A 19837-nucleotide genomic window follows, 5' to 3' on the forward strand; every position below is an offset into this window, starting at 1 on the left:
TTAATGTGTCGCAACACATTGTTTTATTATTTCTGAGCTGTTATTTTAATCAGACGTACCGGACCGTTCGGGTCGTTACAAACGATATTGATAAGGGCTTCCAGCTTCGCTTTTATTTCACGGGGACGAATTGTGACTTTATAGGTTGCCGTTTCTCCCGGTTTAATTTCTTTTTTACCTCCTGATATGTCTATCAACTCGTCATCGCAGCTTGCGCTATAAATAACAAGAGTGGATTTACCATTGTTCGTAATATCGAATGTTCCGGTTATTTTAGCTTTAATCAGAGGTAGAATGCTCCCTTTCTCCGGAAGTTTACCAAAATCCAGCAATGTTCCTGAAAGTTGGGCTACGGGAGCCTGTGCTTTTTCTGCTGCGGAAAGCTTTGTGAAATTGTCAACAATGTTTGCTGCAATATGAATTTTGTCGGAAACTTCTTTTTGGCCGATAGAGGCTACTTCCAATGGAATATCGGTTGTGATACGTCCTTTTCTTTTGGCTGCACCGGCATTCAGAAGGAAGGTGATCTCTCCGGTCTCTTCGGGTTGCAATGTTGCCGGCTGAACGTTTACTGTTAAATAATGAGGCACTTTGCCTACATGTATTGTCAGTGATGTTTTACCGTTATTTGTAATATTGATTTTTTCTCCCAATATTTCTTCCGGCCGTACGGTATTATACAGGATTGTTTTGGAAGTTAATTTCAAATCTCCTATTGAATACGGATAAGAAAAGACAGGATTTGAAGGTTTAGGCGTAACATTTCCTTTGATAGCAAGGGAGTAACTGCCTTTCTTACCATTGCTGAATATCGAAATTGTTTTGTAAAACGGACCCGGACGGCCTTTGGGATTGTAGGTTACTTTTACTTCTCCTGTTTTGCCCGGGGCGATAGGTTCTTTTGTCCATTCAGGTTGGGTACATCCGCAAGATGCAGTTATACGGGTGATAACGAGCGGGCTGTTTCCTGTATTTTTTATAGTAAAAATATGACTTGCCAACCCTTCGGCTTCGGCTATTGTCCCGAAGTTGTAGGTTAGCTCGTCTGCGCTGATAATTGGATTATTCTGGGCTTTGGCCGAGACAAAAAGCAGCGTACTGATAAAAATAAGAACAATCTTTTTGACGTTCAGCATTTCTTGCTTTTGGTTTAACTGGTTTTATTATTCTACATTACCCCGGATAGTTAGTATATAACTACCTGTTTTGCCATTGCTGTAAACAGAAATTGTTTTTGCAAAAGGACCGGGACGTCCGGCCGGATCGTATGTGATTTTAATGTTGCCAGACTTACCGGGAGCAATCGGCTCCTTTGTCCATTCAGGGGTTGTACATCCGCAAGATGCTATTACGCGAGTGATTACCAGAGGGGCATCTCCTGTATTTGATATCTGGAAGGTATGGGAAACCTTTCCGTTGGCTTCTTTTATGTCTCCGAAATCATGTGTTGTTGTTTCTGCTGAGATGACAGCTTTCTGCTGGGCAGAAGCTATACCTGTAGCTAGCAAAATCGCCATAAAAATAAAAATAATCTGTTTCATCTTTCTTTTTACTTTAATGTTGTTTATGGGGCAAATATAAAGATTTAATGGTTAATGGCGCACCATTAACCATTAATATTAATTATAGACTGTTATCATTTCCCCTTCGGTGCGTGATATGAATTCGGGTGCGTAGAGACATTGAATAGTACTTATGCCTCCCGAATATTGTCCTTCACGCACTACATATACTGCATATTCCAGTACAAAAGTACCTTGCGGCAGATGATCGAAGAAAAAGTTTTCAGAAACATCTTCAGGCGAACGGTAGAACCAGACGCCGTCACGATACTCTGCTCCCGACAATTGTTGAGCAGGCTCGAAACATCCTGCACGCAGGTCTTTTAAGGCAACATAATCCATACTCTGATCATTACGGATTACCAGCCGTACTATTACTTTGTCTCCTACATGTAACTTTTGGTTATTGTTTACCGGTGTGATTTGTAAACCATCTCCGCTGTTGGATTCGATGAACAATTTTTTTTCTATATTTAATACACCTTTCTGCTTTGTGACTTTATCAATAGACTGGAAGTACTGATTGTATACCGCACCCCAGGCAGGCGTATCTCCTTCTTTCTGAATAGTAATTGTATTCATAGACGGAGTGATGTCGTTTTGCGGGATTACTTCTTTGATATATCCGAGAGCTGTAACGCCATTGGTTGTATCGAATGATTTTCCTCCCCATTGAACGGTGCATGTATTATTTTCATTTAGCCAGTCACTGCCTGTCAATAGTAATGCATAGATTGCGTTGACAGTAGATGGAGCAGATTCCCAGTTCTGAGTGCGTTTTTGGTTCAGAAGCCATTGTTTCATCCGATCAGTTTCCTTTGTGTTTGGTGAAATCTCATAGAATGCAGACATCAACATGCAGTGCGTATCAATCGGAGATGTGAAATAGTTGCTTGTCGTCCGGTTATTTGCCCAATACATACCTTTTACTTCGGAGCTTGTGGCTGTTTTACGTAACCAGGCAAGAATATCGTTTGCAACATCTTTTTTCCCATTACGATACATTAGCAATGCAATTTCCCCTTTATTATATAGCGATTCTTTGTTCCAGTATTTAGCCGCTTGAGTTGTATAAAAGCGGATTGCTTCGCGGGCACTGCCCAGTTCCGGGATGTCACGGTAGCTACTGCGTACGAATAAATAATCTATTTGTTCCGATGAAGGGCGACTATTCTGCCAGCTCTTTTCTGTTTTTATCAGTTGGTTGTAGTCTTCTTCCATTCGTTGATCCAGGAAATTCAAGGCTTTTATTTGCATGCGTTTTTCCTGCTCTTCGTATTGGATAGCATTCATCTGTGTCAGTTGTGACATGCCTTTCAGTATTGTTAACGTTATATTCCGGCTTCCGGGGAATCCTTTAAACCAACTCCATCCGCCGTCCGGATTTTGTTCTTGCAATAAATGTTGTAATGCAGCTTCACGTTGTCCTGCAGCACGGTTTAAATCGAATAGTACGGAAAGGCGTTGCTTCTGTTCTGCCTCGTTATTGGCAGCAAGTACCCAGGGAGTTTCTTCCAGAAGGATGTTTTTCAGTTCCTGATTCTTCTCCAGATTGGAAAGCAGGGTGGAGGCATCTCCTCCTTTTGCCGTCCATTGGCTGATAACCTGCTGGATGCGCGGATGCGACCGGGCAATGTAGCTTGCTAATGTATTGCTATAATAAGAGGCAAACCAAGAGAGAATATTGTCGTTATCCGGTTCTGTCAATGTTGGCAGAGCTTGCACAGCGTACCAAACAGGATTAGCGCTAAGCTCTAATGTGTAACGGAAAGGTTTTACATCCTTGCTCTCAGTAAGTTGTATTTGTTTTTTACCATTGCCTATCAGATAGAAAGGAGTACTTTCAGTCACCAGTATTTGATTGGAAAGAATCGGGACGAGGTGTTGTTCTCCATCGCTGCCGTTATTTGATTCGGCTACAATACGACAACCTAGCAAGCTGATATGTTTAGGTACAGGTACAGTCCATTGTACAGCCGTAATGCTGTCTGCCGATAAAGTGAACGGTTTTTGTGCCTTTGTAAGACAAACAACCGGCTGATCATTTTCCGGATCGAATAATTCCAGGCTGACGCGTCCTGTTATTTCCTTATTCGATTGGTTGATAACTTGCGTACTGATTGTAACCTGGTCGCCTTGCCGCATGAAACGTGGAAGGTTGGGCAATACCATCAGAGGTTTGCTGGTCACCACTTCTTTAGACAGGTAACCATATTTCAAGCCCTCCGTCTGTGCCAGTAATTGCAGTTTCCAGGTTGTATTGCTTTCCGGCATGGTAAAGCCGAATGCAACATTGCCGGCAGCATCGGTAACCAATGCAGGATAGAAAAATGCAGTTTCGGCAAAATCGCTTCTAATACTAGCCTTATTTCCTTGGGCGGGGGCTGAACTTTCATTAGAGAGATTTTGATGGACTGGTGCATCTTCGCTTTCGGCTACGATTGCATCAGTAGCTATGACAGCTTGTTCTGCCATTGGAGCCGACTTCATAACCGCACCTCCAAATGCAGCACGTGTCGAATATAACCGGTTATATCTGAATCCCATGTCCAACACTCCTTGCCAGTTCAGGCGGTCGTATATATATTCGGAAACCGTTTGCCAGACTATTTTAGCCGAACCGTAACCTGTATCTGTGCCGAAACCATTTCCTGCGACGAACCGGGGAGCTTGTAAAGATATGTAAGGAACCGGCCGGAATGCCCAGTTAAACGGTGTGAGTTGATCTAGCGAAGCATCATACATGCTGGCTAAAACTTCCGCTGATACAGCGATAGAATCGGCATCCAGAATACGGAATTTCCAGTTTTCCTTACTTCCCGGCAACAAATGATCCCGGAATGTTTCTGTCAGGATTGTGAGTTGCCGGTTGGGCTGATAACGTTGTATCTGAACCTGAGTTGTGTACATCTTTCCTTCTTTTATAAAGGTGAGAGAAACTACAATCCCATTTCCATATTCGGTTTTGAATGGAATACGGAAGTCACGATTCTCGTCGCTCATCTCGATTAACCTGCGTTCTATACATTTACCATTGTTGTATATTTCATACAAAACTGAAGCTTTCTGGTCGGATGTGCCAAATATAAAACGGGCATCTTCTCCGGGCAGGCAACTTGTTTTCTCTGTAACCAGCCAGGTGTGACTGAATACAGGAGGACGTTTATCATGTTTATCATACAAGACAATGTCTTGCTCCATTTTTACCGCTTGCCCGTTTTTGTCGATAGCATTCACTTCCAGACGATAACGCCCGGAGGGTAATTGGCTGAATACAGACTTTGGCAATGGTTCGCCGGATGTAAAATTACCGGAAACAATTTGTTTACCCGTTTTTAAGTTGTCAATATTTTGTTGACCGTCTGACGGTTCGCCAAGCAAAGTATAAATAGTGAATGTCCCATTTGTCGAAATTTCTCTATTGTTGACTGTGCGGGCAGAGATCGCTACTTTGGCGGAATCTTTATCCATTTTAGACGGCATATCGATAAGGAGTAATATGCCTGTATCACCTACTGAGAAGGTATACCGGGCTTCTTGTGTTTCTCCTTTGCTGTCGGTCAGTGTTGCAATTACTTCGTAGCTTTGGTAAGATGGGCGTCCGCTATAATTTTTTTCGGGAACGAACGGAATAGAGAAGTTCCCTTTGTCATCCAATTGAGCTGTACCATTGGCAACCTGGTCGGATGAATAATTAAAATAGCCATACATGCTACCACGCAACCAGAACGGGCGGTTATTGATACGCCATGTGATTTGTCCGTTTTGTAAAGCTACACCTGAGTAGGTTTGTGCTTTGCCTTGAATGGTGATTGGATGTCCGAAAGACACTTCCTCTTTTAAAGGTTCTATTTCTACTTCAAAGGTCGGCCGTTTATATTCTTCTACCCGGATATAAGTATTTACATTATTGCAATTGACGGTAAATGTTCCGCTCAACCCTTGTTTAGGAATGGTAAATTCTCCATTGAAAGAACCAAACTCATTTGTTTTATATGCTTTGTTTGTAATTTCTTTATTGTTTGCATCCCGGAAACTAACTGTAAATGTTTGTCCGGCAACCACATGTGGATTGTCCGTGCTTTCTACGTAAGCAATGCCTTTAAAGAATACGGTTTGTCCCGGACGATAAATTCCCCTGTCTGTAAAAAGAGACAATTTTGTGGCACTTTTATCATTTGAACGATAAGTGCCTCTCGGATAAACAAACGTAGGAATTGTTTTTGTGTCGTTTGAAAGAATTGCACGGTAAGCGGCAATTTGTTTGTTTAAAGGTAAAGTTGCCAGGCCATCTTTATCTGTTTTGATAGTTCCTAACGAGACTAGTTTATTATTAGGCTGGCTGTAATAGATGACGGAAGCATCCTTTACAGGTTTGCCGGATTCATAATCTGTTACCCATATTTCCCGTTCTCCCGAAGGTGAGTTGCGGTGAACTGTAGCCAGGCGGCTTACACTGAATATATTCTTTATTTTGAATTGGCCGGTTGTTTTACTTTTAGCTATAATTTCACATTCGTAAAGCCCCGGTTTATCCATTGGGATAGATAATGTAGTATCAGCACTTCCATATGGTGTATAAACAGGAAGTGTATAGCTTACTTCTTTCACCAGTTGTCCCATATTCTTCTTGTTTTCCGAATATAAATAGACTTCTTCGGGAGTACGTAAACTTTGATATATTTTGATTGAAACCTGCGGGACGTTTGTATAACGTAAAGCGACTTGCAGATTCTTACCGGGATAGACCGTTTTGTTTACTTCTGCGTTCATTGTAGGTAAGGTTAGCTGATCGAGTGAATTTTTTAGCGAACCGGTACGATTATAATTAGGGAATTCGCTGATCCCCTGTTTACATATGATATATTGTAAAGCTTTTAATGAATCGGCATACATATTGTTTTGGGCATACCTGTATGGTGTTTGCTGTAGCAGGGCAACTTTGGCTATGCGGATTTCGTTGGATATATCCTGACCGGCATATATTTTCATTAAACTATCAAGACTGGCTTCGTATTGGTTGCGGTTCTGAACACCATATTGATCGTATTGGTAACGCAAATAATCTAATTCATCCAGCAAAAGTGCTTTTTTATTTGCTTGATTGCGACGGAACGCCAGTAATTCCTGGTAAAGAGCATCGGACGGCTGTATCTCAATAGCACGGAAAATCAGGAAATCGTATAATGTTGGCCGTAAAATGCTTGAATTTTTACCTGTAATCAGAATGGTTTTATATTTATCTATAGGTGTCTGTTGTAGTAAAGAGGCTGGTTGTAAAGATGTTGTCAGCTCTTCTTTTATTTTGTTTGTGAAAAGATTTGCCGTCCATTCACGAATGTCTTCGGGAACATAGCCTGCCAAGTCTGTGCGCTGATTAATGTTCCATTGGTTTTGATTATAATAATGATTGTACATTTCCGCTACCATTGAATGAAGAATGGCAGATGAGGCTGAATCGTTGCAAGCCTTTGTATACGTTTCTACTTCTTTTATTAACTCGGGAAATGTATCATCGTTTTTCTCCAGCTGATTCTTCATTTTTGTTATCAATGATTGAATCAGCGTAGCAGTGTTTTTTGATTGGATTGCTTCTGTAATTGCCTTCTGGTTAGTCGATTGTTTAGTTGCTCCGGCATATAGTATGCCGGCTGTTATACCGCAAACGATCAGGATTGAAACAACAAATGCTCTTATCTTCATATCTTTACTTTTTTAATTGACAATTATGCATTGTCAACAGTTTCCTATTATATATAGATACAAAGAAAGAGCAAAAAGTTGTAAAACGTACGTTAATGTTTACTTTTTACGCACGTAAGTTAAAAATGTATATGGGTAGGGATTCTTTTTATCCGCCGGAAATTCCTGGCGTTCTACTTCTTCCCATAAATCCCAGTTTATTACCGGGAAGAAAGAAGTAGCATCTTCAAATTCATGATGAATGCGGGTAATATACATTTTGTTTGCAATGCGTAAAGCCTGGCGATACACCAAGGCGCCGCCGATAATAAATATTTCGTCTTCTTTTTCGCAAATATCTAATGCTGCACCCATAGATTCGCAAGCGAAGCAATCTACGAAGCCTGCTTCCGGTAAAGTTGTCAATACAATATTTTTTCGGTTGGCAAGTGGCTTGGAAAGAGATTCGAATGTTTTACGTCCCATAATTACGGCATGTCCGGTAGTCAATTCCTTAAAATGTTTCATGTCTTCCGGCATGTGCCACAACAATTGCTGGTTTTTCCCGATAGCATTGTTGTCTGCGATAGCTGCGATGATAGAAATTGTACTCATAAGCTTATCGATTTTTGTGTATTAAACTGTTTTGTTATCATTCTATAAACGGAACTGTTTTGTCAAACAGCCACGTCTCCTTTTATGTGAGGATGCGGATCATATCCTATTAAGGCAAAGTCTTCGTATCTGAAATCAAAAATGCTTTTAATTTCAGGGTTGATCTCTACTTGTGGCAATTGGCGCGGTTCGCGGGTAAGCTGCAATTTTACCTGTTCCAAATGGTTACTATAAATGTGTGCATCTCCTAAAGTGTGTACGAAGTCTCCTGCTTTTAGTCCTGTAACCTGTGCCATCATTTGTAATAACAGTGCATAAGATGCTATGTTGAAAGGGACACCCAGAAATATATCGGCGCTTCGTTGATATAATTGCAGGCTTAATTTTCCGTTAGCCACATAAAACTGGAAAAAAGCATGGCATGGAGGCAGATTCATATTATCCAGGTCGGCTACGTTCCATGCACTTACAATAATCCGGCGGGAATCCGGATTGTGTTTGATTGTTTCAACAGCCTCCGTTATTTGATCGATAGCCCCTCCTTTGTAATCTGGCCATGAACGCCATTGATAACCGTAGATATGTCCCAGGTCTCCATCTTTATCCGCCCATTCGTTCCAGATGCGTACACCGTGTTCTTGCAAATATTTTACATTGGTATCGCCTTTTAGAAACCATAGCAATTCATATATGATGGATTTCAAATGCAACTTTTTCGTTGTAAGTAACGGAAAACCTTCTTCCAGATTGAAACGCATCTGATGACCGAACACGCTGATTGTTCCGGTTCCGGTGCGGTCTTCTTTTCTTGTCCCTTCGGCTAGAACTCGTTCTAGCAATGCCAAATATTGTTTCATCCTTACTGTTTATAGTGATTGGCAAAGTTACAAAATGTATTGTATAAAACAAGATAATTCTATGCACACATGAAAACTGTTTGTGCATAAAACTGAGATGATAAATATCGGGAGTTGCAACTATGAATTTCTGTGTGCCTGTAGCAGTTAGTTTTAGATATAAAGTCTATCTTTGCCAAATAAATAGAAGAACACTTTTAATTCCTATTCAAATGAAAAGACTATGTATGGCTGTTATGGCAATGTGCATGTTGTTGTCGTGCGGCGAAAAGAAGGAAGAGGCTACTCTTTCTGGGTTAATGAAATCCGATTTCGTATCGGAAGTAGATGGCAAACCGACCGCATTGTATGTTCTAAAGAATAAGAACGGAGCCGAAGCGTGTGTAACGAATTATGGCGGACGTTTGGTTTCTGTAATGGTTCCCGACAAAAACGGTAAGATGACAGATGTTGTATTGGGTTATGGCAATATAGCAGATTATGTAGCTTCCAGTGGCAATTTCGGAGCATTGATCGGACGTTATGGCAACCGTATTGCCCAGGGTAAGTTTACGTTGGACGGCACTGAATATGAATTGCCCCATAACGATAATGGTCATTGCTTGCATGGTGGTGATAAAGGTTTTCATGCCGTAATGTGGGATGCTAAGCAAATTAATGATCAGTCGGTAGAGTTATCCCGTGTTTTTCCGGATGGTGATGCCGGTTTCCCGGGTAATCTGGATGTAAAAGTCATTTATACATTGACAGATGATAATGCAGTTGATATTAAATATGAAGCAACTACCGATAAACCTACTGTGGTGAACCTTACAAATCACAGTTATTTCAATTTGTCCGGTGTACCCGGTTCTGATATCCTGGATGAAGAAATCATGATTAATGCAGACAACTATACTCCGGTAGATAGTTTATTAATTCCGGTTTCTGAGATAGCCCCGGTTGAAAACACTCCTCTCGACCTTCGTCAGCCAGTGGCTATCGGTGCTCATATTGATGAATCGTTCGATCAATTGGTAAAAGGACGTGGTTATGATTTAAACTGGGTTTTGAATACGAATGGAGATATAAATGTATTGGCAGCTAAGGCTTATAGCCCAACCAGCGGCATTGCTTTGGAAGTTTATACCAACGAGCCCGGAATCCAGTTTTATACTGGCAATTTTATGGATGGCAAGGATAAAGGCAAACAGGGTACCGTATATCCTCACCGCGGAGCTTTTTGCCTGGAAACGCAGCATTATCCGGATAGTCCTAATCAACCTTCATTCCCAAGTGTTGTTCTTCGCCCGGGCGAAAAATATACGAGCCACTGCATCTATAAATTTGTAGTAAATAAATAAAAGGAAAAAGGATGCTTTTTGACTAAAAAAAACATCCCGGTCATTTTCTGAAACCATCCCGATGATTTGTACAAATCATCGGGATGGTTTTGTTTTTAACCTTGCCTTTTAGGGGAGAGATGGACACGGTTTTAATGACGTTATTTGTTCCATGAATCTCTTCCTTGATATTTCTTATGAATAAATATGTTTCGTTATTTTTTGCTATATTTGCCCCATCATATAAAGGTCGAGGCTTTGATTTCCCTCCCTTTGTACGTAGAGTACGATAAAGCGTTTAAGATATTATCTTTGAAACTGGAAATCGCCAACTTTCAATTTTGGACGAAGGTAATAGCAATAAGCGCTCACCCCTTGTTATATACATTTATCATGTATGATAATATAGGGCGTGGGGCTTTTGTTTATTATTTGTCCGAAAGGTGTTTGGCGATGCCTCAGTTTCGAATAATAGATTAACAGTTCCCACGCTTTTTAATTTATTTATTTGCCAAACAAGGGAGAACTGTGAGGCATCTACCATATTATGAAGTTAACGAATGAACAACGGATGGCAATATGCCGTATCTTATTGGATGTCGTGAATGAAGTGGGAGAAGATGTTTCTCTTATCCGGTCTCGCCACTATCCGGCTTTACAGGAAAAAGCCCAATTGACGGACGGAGATTTTTATGCTGCTTCGCAAGTGACTGTATTGGCAAGTATAACACTTGTCAAAGATATTCATTACAAACTGAAGATGCTGATGGGACTTACCGTATTCGAACTTTATTCTCAATGCAAACAAGTGACGCTCCAGCAACGTGTAACGTTTGGCATTCTGATGAATGCGATTGACTGGCCCATTTCTTTTTCAGAAATCAGCACGCTGTCATGATGGGGGTACCCCCATATTAGAACAAATTATAATTTGTTCTTAATACCTTAAACTCGGTTCTTCGGTTTATCTGGTCTGCAGTTTCCTGTTGTTCGGGGGGAAGGTTTAAGATAAACTCTTCTGTTAACACATCTCCTTCTGTTAGAAAATCGTATAATTTGGCCATCTTTTTGTTGATAACTTTGGGTACACTTTTCCCATATCCTTTTGCTTCCAGGCGATCTTTAGAAATTCCTCCGGCTATCAGATAGTCTACCACAGATTGGGCGCGGCGTTGTGCCAGGCGTTCGTTGTACTGCTCCGATCCTTTACGGTCTGTATGTGCTCCGAGTTCGATAGTTACATTCGGATTGTCGTTTAGCATCTTAATCATTTCATCCAATGCTTTCTTTGATTCGGGACGCAGGGTTGCTTTGTCGAAGTCGTAAAAAATATTTTCTATGACGACGGGCTTGCTGATGGGGGAAAGGAAGAAATCCACGATATAAGTCTCATTTTTTTCTTCCGGGCTTGTTTTTAATTCATAATTCTGATTTAAATATCCGCGTGCACTAGCCATCATAACATAACGTATATCACGCTCCAGTTCAACCCTGTATGTGCCGTCTTTTTTGGCCGGTACTTTTACATTAAGGCCATCCTTTCCTACAATGCGGATTGTTGCATTTTCTATAGGATATTCGTCTACATCGTTTACAATGCCTTCAATAAAGATTGTGATGGTAGGTAGTTCAAATGAATAAATATGGTCGTAACCACGTGCATCGTTACGGTTTGAACTAAAAAAACCTTTTTCTGCTTTACCGGCGAAAGTGATGCCAAAATCATCTCCCATGGAATTGATAGGACTACCTGCGTTTACTACATTCCATTTACCGGTGCTGTCCAGTGTTGCTTTGAAAATGTCTAACCCTCCCATACCGGGGTGTCCGTTAGATGAGAAATAAAGAGTCACAGAATCCCGGACATAAGGAAACATTTCATCTCCGGGAGTATTTATTTCCGGACCTAAGTTTTCCATTGGTCCGAAGTCGTTCCCTATAATACGCGCACGAAACAAATCCTTTCCTCCAAAGCCTCCGACAGCATCGGAAACAAAATATAGATATTTTCCGTCCGGAGAAACAGCCGGGTGCCCAAGAGCCGTAACCGAATCTTTTACGATAGTAGCGCGTGTGCCTTTACCCCATTTGGCACTGCTACGGGCTGATACATAAATCTCAGAAGTGCGTGGCCCTTCCGGATCTTGCGAACAATAAGTATAGTACATTGTGTTTCCGTCGGGCGAGAAGGAAGGGGTTCCTTCGTCAAATTCGGTATTTACCTCATCTTCCAGTTCTATGGGTGTTAGCCATGCTCCTTTTTCATCCTGTTTGACCAGAAACAGGTTGTTGTTGTTTTGGCCGGTTATTGCGCTTATTTTAGCGTCTTTATCTTTTGTGCGTGAAGAGGCAAAATATAATTGATCATATTTGTCTCCTGCCAGCATCGGGCTGAACTCTCCTCTCCTGGAGTTAAATTTCTCCATTCGTTTTACTACATAGCGGGTCGGATTATTGCGCCAGTCGGGAGCCATTTCGCATCCCTTTACGCCATTTAATGCAAGGATATTATCGGATGACGTTGCCAGAAAATCATTGTAATACTTGATGGCGTCTGCATATTTACCGCTTTTTTGAAGCATTTGTCCCATACGTAAATTAACCGTACTGTCCGGGTAATCATATCGGAGCGCATTCATATAGGCACTGGTTGCTCTCGGTGTATTGTTGATCAGACGGTTGCATTCGGCCATGCGATAAGCAATATAACCGCGCAAATCTCTTTTTTTAGGAGGGGTTTTTGTATATATTTTACGATATAGCCCGGCAGCTTCAAAGTATTCCCCAATGCGTTGTTTTTCTTCTGCATCACTTAATTTGACCGATTTGCAGGAATAAAGGAACGAAGCTGCCAGCAGCAAAAGTAGATAAGTTGCGAAATATCGTTTCATCTTATTAGTTGTATATCCATACAAATATAACGAATAGCAGATAATGTTATTGCATCCCTTTTTCCTTATCTTATAAGTAGTGAGCTGTCTCCGTAACTTAAGAAACGAAATTCATGCGTCAGCGCATAATCGTAGATCGCTTTCCAGTTTCCTTGCACAAAGGCTGATATAAGCAAAAGTAGGGTGCTTTTGGGTTGATGGAAATTTGTTACGATCCCTCTTACAATCTTAAATTCATATCCCGGAGCAATAATTATCTGAGTAGCCGTAACAAGTTTGTCTGTATGATGGCTGTCGAGATAGTCCAGTATGTTTTGCAGGGCTTCTGTTGGTGTCAGGCGATTGTTCCCTTCTTTATAAGGCATCCACTGCCTGACAACAAGATCGTCGGAACTGGCATCCGGATTGTTTGCTAATGCGACGCCTATATAGTAAAGGCTTTCTAATGTCCTGACAGAAGTGGTTCCAACGGCAATGATTTTACCCAGATTACTTTTTACCCGTTCAATGGAGCTACGGCGTACGGATATAAACTCCGTATGCATTTCATGTCCTTCTATCGTATCGCTTTTGACAGGTTTGAAAGTACCGGCACCTACATGTAACGTTACTTCTTCCCTTCCGATATTATGGGCATCTATATCTGCCAATACTTCCGGAGTGAAATGCAATCCTGCGGTTGGGGCAGCGACTGATCCTTTTATTTTAGAGTAAACCGTTTGATAGGTTTGTAAGTCACTTTTTTCAGTTTCCCGGTGGAGATAAGGAGGAATAGGCAATATTCCGGCGGCATCTAATAAGTCTGCAAATGTGTAAGATGGATTATCCCAGGTAAACTCGATATGATGGCTATCGCCACATGTATGTTTTTTTTCTGCATTTAAAGTCACCGGAGTATCGTTGATAAGAATGGTTTTGCTTAATAGCCCTTCTTTCCATTTTTTCAGGTTCCCTACCAGGCATGTCCAGCTGCAACGTTCCGTTTGCTGGAATACCAATGCATAATCGTGTGGTTCTATAGGCTCCAGGCAAAAGACCTCTATTTGGGCACCGGTCTCTTTTTTAAAGAGTAACCGGGCTTGTATTACCCGTGTATTGTTGAATACCATCAAAGAGCCTGCCGGTAAATATTCTGTGATGTGCTTGAATATACTTTCGCTTATTTTACCGTTACGGTAAAGAAGAAGTTTAGACTCGTCACGTTGTGGTAACGGAAATTTTGCGATTCGTTCGTCGGGCAGCGAATAATTATAATCTTCGATGCGTATCTGCTGAGTTTTTGTTGCCATTGCTTTAATATCTGCGCAAAATTAGTGAACTTTGTCCACATAATAAACAATAGATAAAAGATATGAGCATTAAAATAGGAGACAAAGTAAGATTCCTTAATAGTACGGGAGGCGGTATTGTCCGTAGCTTTAAAGGAAAAGACCAGGTTCTGGTAGAAGATGAAGATGGTTTTGAAGTTCCTGCGTTTATACGCGAAGTTGTTGTCGTGGGCGAAGGGGATATGCAGGTTCATAGCTCTAATAAACCGCAGGTACAAGCACCTGTAGAAACCCATGTATCAAAACCCGAACCGAAAGTTGAAGACGTGCCGGAGGAAACCATTGAAGGTGAAAGGCTGAATATTTATCTGGCTTATTTACCTTTAGATCCCAAATCCATCCAGCAGACCGGCTATGAGGCCTATTTTGTAAACGATAGTAATTACTATCTGTTTTTTAATTATATGAATAGGTTGAATAATAGCTGGATCAGCCGTTATAACGGACTGGTGGAACCAAATACGAAAATATTTATAGAGGAATTCGGGAAACAGGAATTAAACGACCTGGAGCGTGTTTGTGTTCAACTTATTGCGTTTAAAAAGGATAAGCCCTATTCTTTAAAAAACACAGTATCTGTAGAATTACGTTTGGATACGGTTAAATTCTATAAACTGCATTGTTTTATGGAAAATGACTATTTTGAAGATGATGCCCTTTTATATCCGATAGTACGTGGTGATTTACCCGAAAAGGAACTCCTTGTTTCTGCAACTGATCTGCAGGAGGCTATGCAGCAGAAAGCAAGGGATGACAGACGCATTCCGCAAAACATTGTAAAGAAAAAGGATGTAAACAGTGCCGTGTTGGAAATTGATTTACATATTAATGAGTTACTGGACAATACGAATGGGCTGAGTAATGCAGATATGTTGAATTATCAGCTGGACAAGTTTCATGAAGTACTGGCTCAATATGCTAATCATAAAGGACAGAAGATCGTCTTTATACATGGTAAAGGAGACGGAGTTCTCCGTAAAGCTTTAGAAAAAGAGTTAAAGACAAGATATAAACAGCATTATTACCAGGATGCGTCTTTCCGCGAATATGGTTTTGGCGCCACAATGGTAACTATAAAATAATGGCGACAGAGATAGAACGAAAATTCCTTGTTTCCGGTGATTTTAGCAAGGAAGTGTATAGTAGCCAACGTATTGTACAAGGATATATTTGTTCTCAACCTGGACGTACGGTGCGGATACGTATTCGGGGAGAAGAAGGTTATCTCACTATAAAGGGGCCTTCTGACGAAAAAGGGTTGAGCCGTTATGAGTTTGAACAACAAATCTCCCTTACAGATGCAGAGCAGTTGCTCTGTTTATGCGAACCGGGAGCAATAGATAAAATTCGTCATTTGGTACATGTGGGCAAGCATGTATGGGAGGTAGATGTCTTTTATGGAGCAAATGAAGGTCTAATCGTTGCCGAAGTAGAATTGGTTTCGGAAGATGAATCTTTTGAGAAGCCCGCTTGGTTAGGAGAAGAAGTAACAGGAGATCGTCGTTATTATAATTCTATGCTAACTAAAAATCCTTATACACAGTGGGATAATGACTAAACAACAATAAACACCATGATCAGGAAATTTATTTTTTTTATTGCAACAGCTGTACTATCGTTGCCGGCAATGGCAGATGAGGGAATGTGGTTGTTGCCATTATTGCAACAACAGAAGCTCCCGGAGATGAAAGCACTGGGCTTGAAGTTGGAAGATTATGATATTTATAGTCCTGATTCGGCTTCGTTGAAGGATGCTGTCGTTATATTCGGCGGCGGATGTACCGGCGAAGTTGTTTCACCTGATGGGCTTATCCTTACAAACCATCATTGCGGCTATGGAAGTATCCAGCAGCATAGTACATTGGAGCATGATTATCTGACGGATGGATTCTGGGCTGCAACCCGTGATCAGGAATTGTCAAATCCCGGACTTACCGTTACTTTTATTGATCAAATAGATGATGTGACGGAATATGTCAGGGCTGAATTGGAGAAAGATACAGATAACAGACAGAACTTTCTTTCTTCCAGGTATTTGAATGGGCTGGCAAAAAAGAAAGCAGGAGAAAAATTTTTGCAGGATAATCCGGGGGTAGAGGTAGAGATCAAAGCTTTTTACGGAGGCAACAAGTATTATATGTTTACGAAAAAGGTTTATTCGGATGTCCGTTTGGTCGGAGCTCCGCCATCTTCGATAGGAAAGTTTGGCGCTGATACAGATAACTGGATGTGGCCGCGGCATACAGGCGATTTTTCTGTGTTTCGTGTGTATGCCGATGCTGATGGTAATCCTGCCCCTTATTCGGAAACAAATGTCCCGCTTCGTCCCAAACGATGGTTTAAAATCTCTTTGAAAGGGGTAGCGGAAAATGACTATGCTATGATAATGGGCTTTCCCGGGCGTACCAATAAGTATTATACATCCTGGGAAGTGGCTGAAAGGCGGGATATAGATAATGCCGTTCGAATTAATATTCGTGAACTTCGTCAGCAGGCCATGCTGGAAGAAATGCTGAAAGACCCCCAGGTGCGTATACAATATGCCAGTAAGTATGCCGGTTCGACAAACGCCTATAAAAATGCTATTGGCTGTAATTGGGCTATCAATAATCGCAATTTTGAGCAAGTGAAACAAAAAGAGCAGGATCGTTTGATTGCTTGGTCCGGTAAAATGTCGGAACCTTCATATCCTGAAGCATTGGAGACATTGGCACAAATTGTATCAGACCGGAAAGATATGCGTTTCCGTAACTGGATGCTTGACGAAGCTTTGGTGCGTGGTATCGAGTTTGCGAATATAACTACCGATATCCAATCTATGTGTGATGCTCTGGGTGGAAAAGACCGCGCAGAACAACAAAATCAATTATTATTGCTGGAAAGAGCTTATTTGCGTTTTGCCGATAAAAACTATTCTCCGAAAGTAGATAAAAAGATAGCGAAGATAATGTTGAAGGAATATTGCCGTTTGGTACCAAAACAATCACAGCCGGAGTATTTTGCCATTATAGATAAAAAATTTAAAGGAGATGTTGATAAGTTTGTAGATTATATTTTTAAAGAATCTATATTCGGTAGTGAGGCCAACTTCAATAATTTTAAAGCCCGTCCCTTGGTTAAGGCTCTTCAGGAAGATCCGATGATCTTATTTGCAAAATCGGTGCAGGCGGAAAAGAAGATTCTGACTGAGGCATTGAAGGGTTTTGACGATAGTTATAATTTGGCGCATAAAGAATATGTAAAGGGGCTGTTGGCTATGCATGGAGATTTTGCTGATTTTCCGGATGCTAACTCAACTTTGCGCCTTACTTATGGCCAAGTGAAAGGATATAGCCCGCGTGATTGCGATTATTATGGTTGCCAGACTACGCTGGATGGAGTAATGGAAAAGGAAGATTCTACTAATTGGGAATTTGTTGTTCCTGCCCGTTTGAAAGAATTATATCAGGCCAAAGACTTTGGGTGTTATGCTATGCCGGATGGCAGAATGCCTGTTGCTTTCAGTGCTACGACCCATACTACAGGAGGTAATTCGGGTAGTCCGGTATTGAATGCAAATGGAGAGATGATCGGTATTAATTTTGACCGTAACTGGGAAGGTGTAGGTGGCGATATCCAATATTTACCCGATTATCAGCGTAGTATTATTGTCGATATCCGTTATGTCCTTTTTATAATAGACAAATATGCAAATGCCGGTTATCTGTTGAAAGAAATGGATATTGTAAAGTGATATAGTCTTTGGACATATCACTCACTTTGTCACCTTCTGTCACCATCTTCGGGGCTTATCCCCAAATTGTAAAAGATCTGATGTCTGGTATAAATTGCTGATAAATATATTATTATTCTATTATTGCGAGGTTATGCTTGCTGCATTTTAGTGCTTCCCGCGAACATTTTTGCTTACTTTTTCTCCTGACAGAAAAGTAGACAAAAGATTTAAGGTTGTTTTTGTCACTTTTGGCTTGACCCAAAAGTAACCAAAAGGTCAAGGCTGCACCGTCCGGGCTACTCCGGCAAAAGACTTCGCTTAACCAGCGGAACTCGCTTTGCTCAAACAGCCGCTGGTTTCGTTTCTACGTCTTTTACCTGCGTTTAACGCCCGGCCGCTGATGCCGCTAACAAGAAAGCTAAGCTAAGCGCAGCTTTCTTTTGGGATGGCCGATACGGTCTGTTCTTTTATGGCTTTAGCCTGGTTTCAATTGCCGTCTGCTTCAGCTGACGGACTAAAGAGGGATTTATCTGTATTGGCTTCAGCCAAATTTCTTCTTGGAAAGTTCTTTTTGATTATCTCATTCTTATTGGGCTGAAGCCCTTGAAAGAAGAAGACTCTACTATCCGTTGGTTAAAACCGATGGCAATTGAACTTAGGCTAAAGCCATATTAAAGAAGCAATAAATAGCTTATTCAGGCATGAGGAAAAGTGTTCACGGAAGTGTTAAAATGAAATCCGTATTGACTGTTTTAAAGGTTTAAAAACCGCGTTAGTATCATGTAATATTATCTATAATAGCAGATTGTATGATTGTATAGAATGTTTGTAGATAATTTTTCAGATTTTGAAATACCCCCCCCCGAGGAAAGTGGCAGAAGGTGACAAAGTGAACCCTTAAACGACCTTTTATTGGGGCCCATATATGACAATATTGGGGTAAGCAACTAAATTGAACAGGGTAGGCAACCTGTAAAAAAGAATAGGCAATTGAAAGGGGCTGCCTAACGAGTTTCATTCGTTAAACAGCCCCTTTTGTAATTCTATTTAGAATGGAATTTATAGTTTAGATAAACTTTTCGATGTCTGCTGCTTTTACTCGGAATACGTGTCCGTTACGGGAAAAAACAAGTTCGCCATCTTCTTTCTTTTTTTCAGTTACTAAACGCTGGAAAGCAATATTTGCACCTCTAACTATATTTTCCTCGAATTCTCTTACTTCTTGCTCACTCATGATGTTCAAGTTTTGTGTAAATACTCGGTTTATATATCTCCTTTTTATCATTCTTAAAGCCTTTGGCAATAACTTCCATGGGCGACATTGAATTGTCTGTTATCATCCAGTAGTCACTGATAGGTATGTAAAGTTCGAATAGATTGTGGATACCCGCTTCGTAACGGCGACGAATCGTGCTTTCCGGAATATTGTGTCCTCCGGCCGCAACCCGCATCTTTACACGCTCAACTGCTAAATCCGGGGTATTAAGCCAGAAGTATAACAATGTAACGTAGTAACCCATCTTTTGTGCTTCCCGTATCAGGTTTGCAACCGAACGGGTAGCCAGTGTAGTTTCCATTGCAAAAGTCTCACCGGCTCCGATGAGTTCCTTTATACGTTTATACATAATACGGCTTGCTTCAACGGCTACGGCGATGTTGTCTGCATTGAAAGGGGAAAGCCCCTTGGCTATCTCGTCCGAGTTGACAAACTCTTTACATTTCAACATTTCTGGCAGAATTGTAAAAGAAGCTGTTGTCTTCCCTGCGCCGTTGCATCCTGATATAATGTATAAATATGGCACTACTTGCTGTATTTTGACGGGACAAATATATGTAATAGTTTTTAATGTTGGTTGATTTTCTTC

At 41.0% G+C, this 19837-nt stretch carries 14 protein-coding genes; 5 read left to right on the plus strand and 9 right to left on the minus strand.

Annotated elements, in window-relative coordinates:
• Window positions 1-26: 26 nt before the first annotated feature.
• The 5 genes from C4S38_RS03475 to C4S38_RS03495 form a co-directional block, all read right to left on the minus strand.
• Window positions 27-1136 carry a DUF1573 domain-containing protein gene (locus tag C4S38_RS03475; RefSeq protein WP_103982570.1) on the minus strand — a complete coding sequence of 370 codons (1110 nt, stop codon included), beginning with the start codon at window positions 1134-1136 and terminating at the stop codon, window positions 27-29.
• Window positions 1137-1163: 27 nt separating this feature from the next.
• Window positions 1164-1541: a DUF1573 domain-containing protein gene (locus C4S38_RS03480; RefSeq protein ID WP_099464288.1), complete on the minus strand. Its 378-nt coding sequence runs from the start codon at window positions 1539-1541 to the stop codon at window positions 1164-1166.
• Between the two features lie 78 nt (window positions 1542-1619).
• Complete coding sequence (locus C4S38_RS03485; RefSeq protein ID WP_103982571.1) at window positions 1620-7265, minus strand: alpha-2-macroglobulin family protein; 5646 nt, start codon at window positions 7263-7265, stop codon at window positions 1620-1622.
• A 99-nt stretch (window positions 7266-7364) separates the two neighbouring features.
• The gene (locus C4S38_RS03490; protein ID WP_099464286.1) at window positions 7365-7859 is read right to left on the minus strand and encodes a dihydrofolate reductase; all 495 of its coding nucleotides are present in this window, start codon (window positions 7857-7859) and stop codon (window positions 7365-7367) included.
• A 62-nt stretch (window positions 7860-7921) separates the two neighbouring features.
• A complete protein-coding gene (locus C4S38_RS03495) occupies window positions 7922-8716 on the minus strand; it encodes a thymidylate synthase (protein WP_103982572.1) in 795 nt (264 codons plus the stop codon).
• 212 nt (window positions 8717-8928) lie between these two features.
• Here C4S38_RS03495 and C4S38_RS03500 point away from each other — a divergent pair, with 212 nt between their 5' ends.
• A complete protein-coding gene (locus tag C4S38_RS03500; protein ID WP_099464284.1) occupies window positions 8929-10059 on the plus strand; it encodes an aldose epimerase family protein in 1131 nt (376 codons plus the stop codon).
• Window positions 10060-10585: 526 nt separating this feature from the next.
• Window positions 10586-10936 (plus strand): hypothetical protein, encoded by a 351-nt coding sequence (locus tag C4S38_RS03510; RefSeq protein ID WP_103982574.1) that lies wholly within the window; start codon window positions 10586-10588, stop codon window positions 10934-10936.
• Window positions 10937-10952: 16 nt separating this feature from the next.
• Here C4S38_RS03510 and porE read toward each other — a convergent pair whose 3' ends face one another.
• Both porE and C4S38_RS03520 read right to left on the minus strand, forming a co-directional pair.
• A complete protein-coding gene (gene porE / locus C4S38_RS03515) occupies window positions 10953-12929 on the minus strand; it encodes a PorE family type IX secretion system protein (protein ID WP_103982575.1) in 1977 nt (658 codons plus the stop codon).
• A 65-nt stretch (window positions 12930-12994) separates the two neighbouring features.
• On the minus strand, window positions 12995-14218 hold the full coding sequence (locus tag C4S38_RS03520) for an S-adenosylmethionine:tRNA ribosyltransferase-isomerase (protein ID WP_103982576.1): 1224 nt from the start codon (window positions 14216-14218) through the stop codon (window positions 12995-12997).
• A 62-nt stretch (window positions 14219-14280) separates the two neighbouring features.
• On the opposite strand from C4S38_RS03520, the gene C4S38_RS03525 reads away from it, so the two are divergent.
• From C4S38_RS03525 to C4S38_RS03535, 3 genes are read left to right on the plus strand one after another with little or no spacing between them, the layout of a single operon-like run.
• Complete coding sequence (locus C4S38_RS03525) at window positions 14281-15339, plus strand: DUF2027 domain-containing protein (protein WP_103982577.1); 1059 nt, start codon at window positions 14281-14283, stop codon at window positions 15337-15339.
• The gene (locus C4S38_RS03530; RefSeq protein WP_103982578.1) at window positions 15339-15815 is read left to right on the plus strand and encodes a CYTH domain-containing protein; all 477 of its coding nucleotides are present in this window, start codon (window positions 15339-15341) and stop codon (window positions 15813-15815) included. The genes C4S38_RS03525 and C4S38_RS03530 overlap by 1 nt, the downstream gene beginning before the upstream one ends.
• A gap of 15 nt (window positions 15816-15830) precedes the next feature.
• Window positions 15831-17990, plus strand: a complete 2160-nt coding sequence (locus C4S38_RS03535) for a S46 family peptidase (protein ID WP_103982579.1) — start codon at window positions 15831-15833, stop codon at window positions 17988-17990.
• 1048 nt (window positions 17991-19038) lie between these two features.
• On the opposite strand, the gene C4S38_RS15900 is transcribed toward C4S38_RS03535, so the two are convergent.
• Window positions 19039-19206: a hypothetical protein gene (locus C4S38_RS15900; RefSeq protein ID WP_199163412.1), complete on the minus strand. Its 168-nt coding sequence runs from the start codon at window positions 19204-19206 to the stop codon at window positions 19039-19041.
• Window positions 19199-19774: a zeta toxin family protein gene (locus C4S38_RS03540; RefSeq protein ID WP_099464275.1), complete on the minus strand. Its 576-nt coding sequence runs from the start codon at window positions 19772-19774 to the stop codon at window positions 19199-19201. The genes C4S38_RS15900 and C4S38_RS03540 overlap by 8 nt, the downstream gene beginning before the upstream one ends.
• Between the last annotated feature and the right edge of the window lie 63 nt (window positions 19775-19837).

Source organism: Parabacteroides chinchillae (assembly GCF_900108035.1).
Taxonomy (GTDB): domain Bacteria; phylum Bacteroidota; class Bacteroidia; order Bacteroidales; family Tannerellaceae; genus Parabacteroides; species Parabacteroides chinchillae.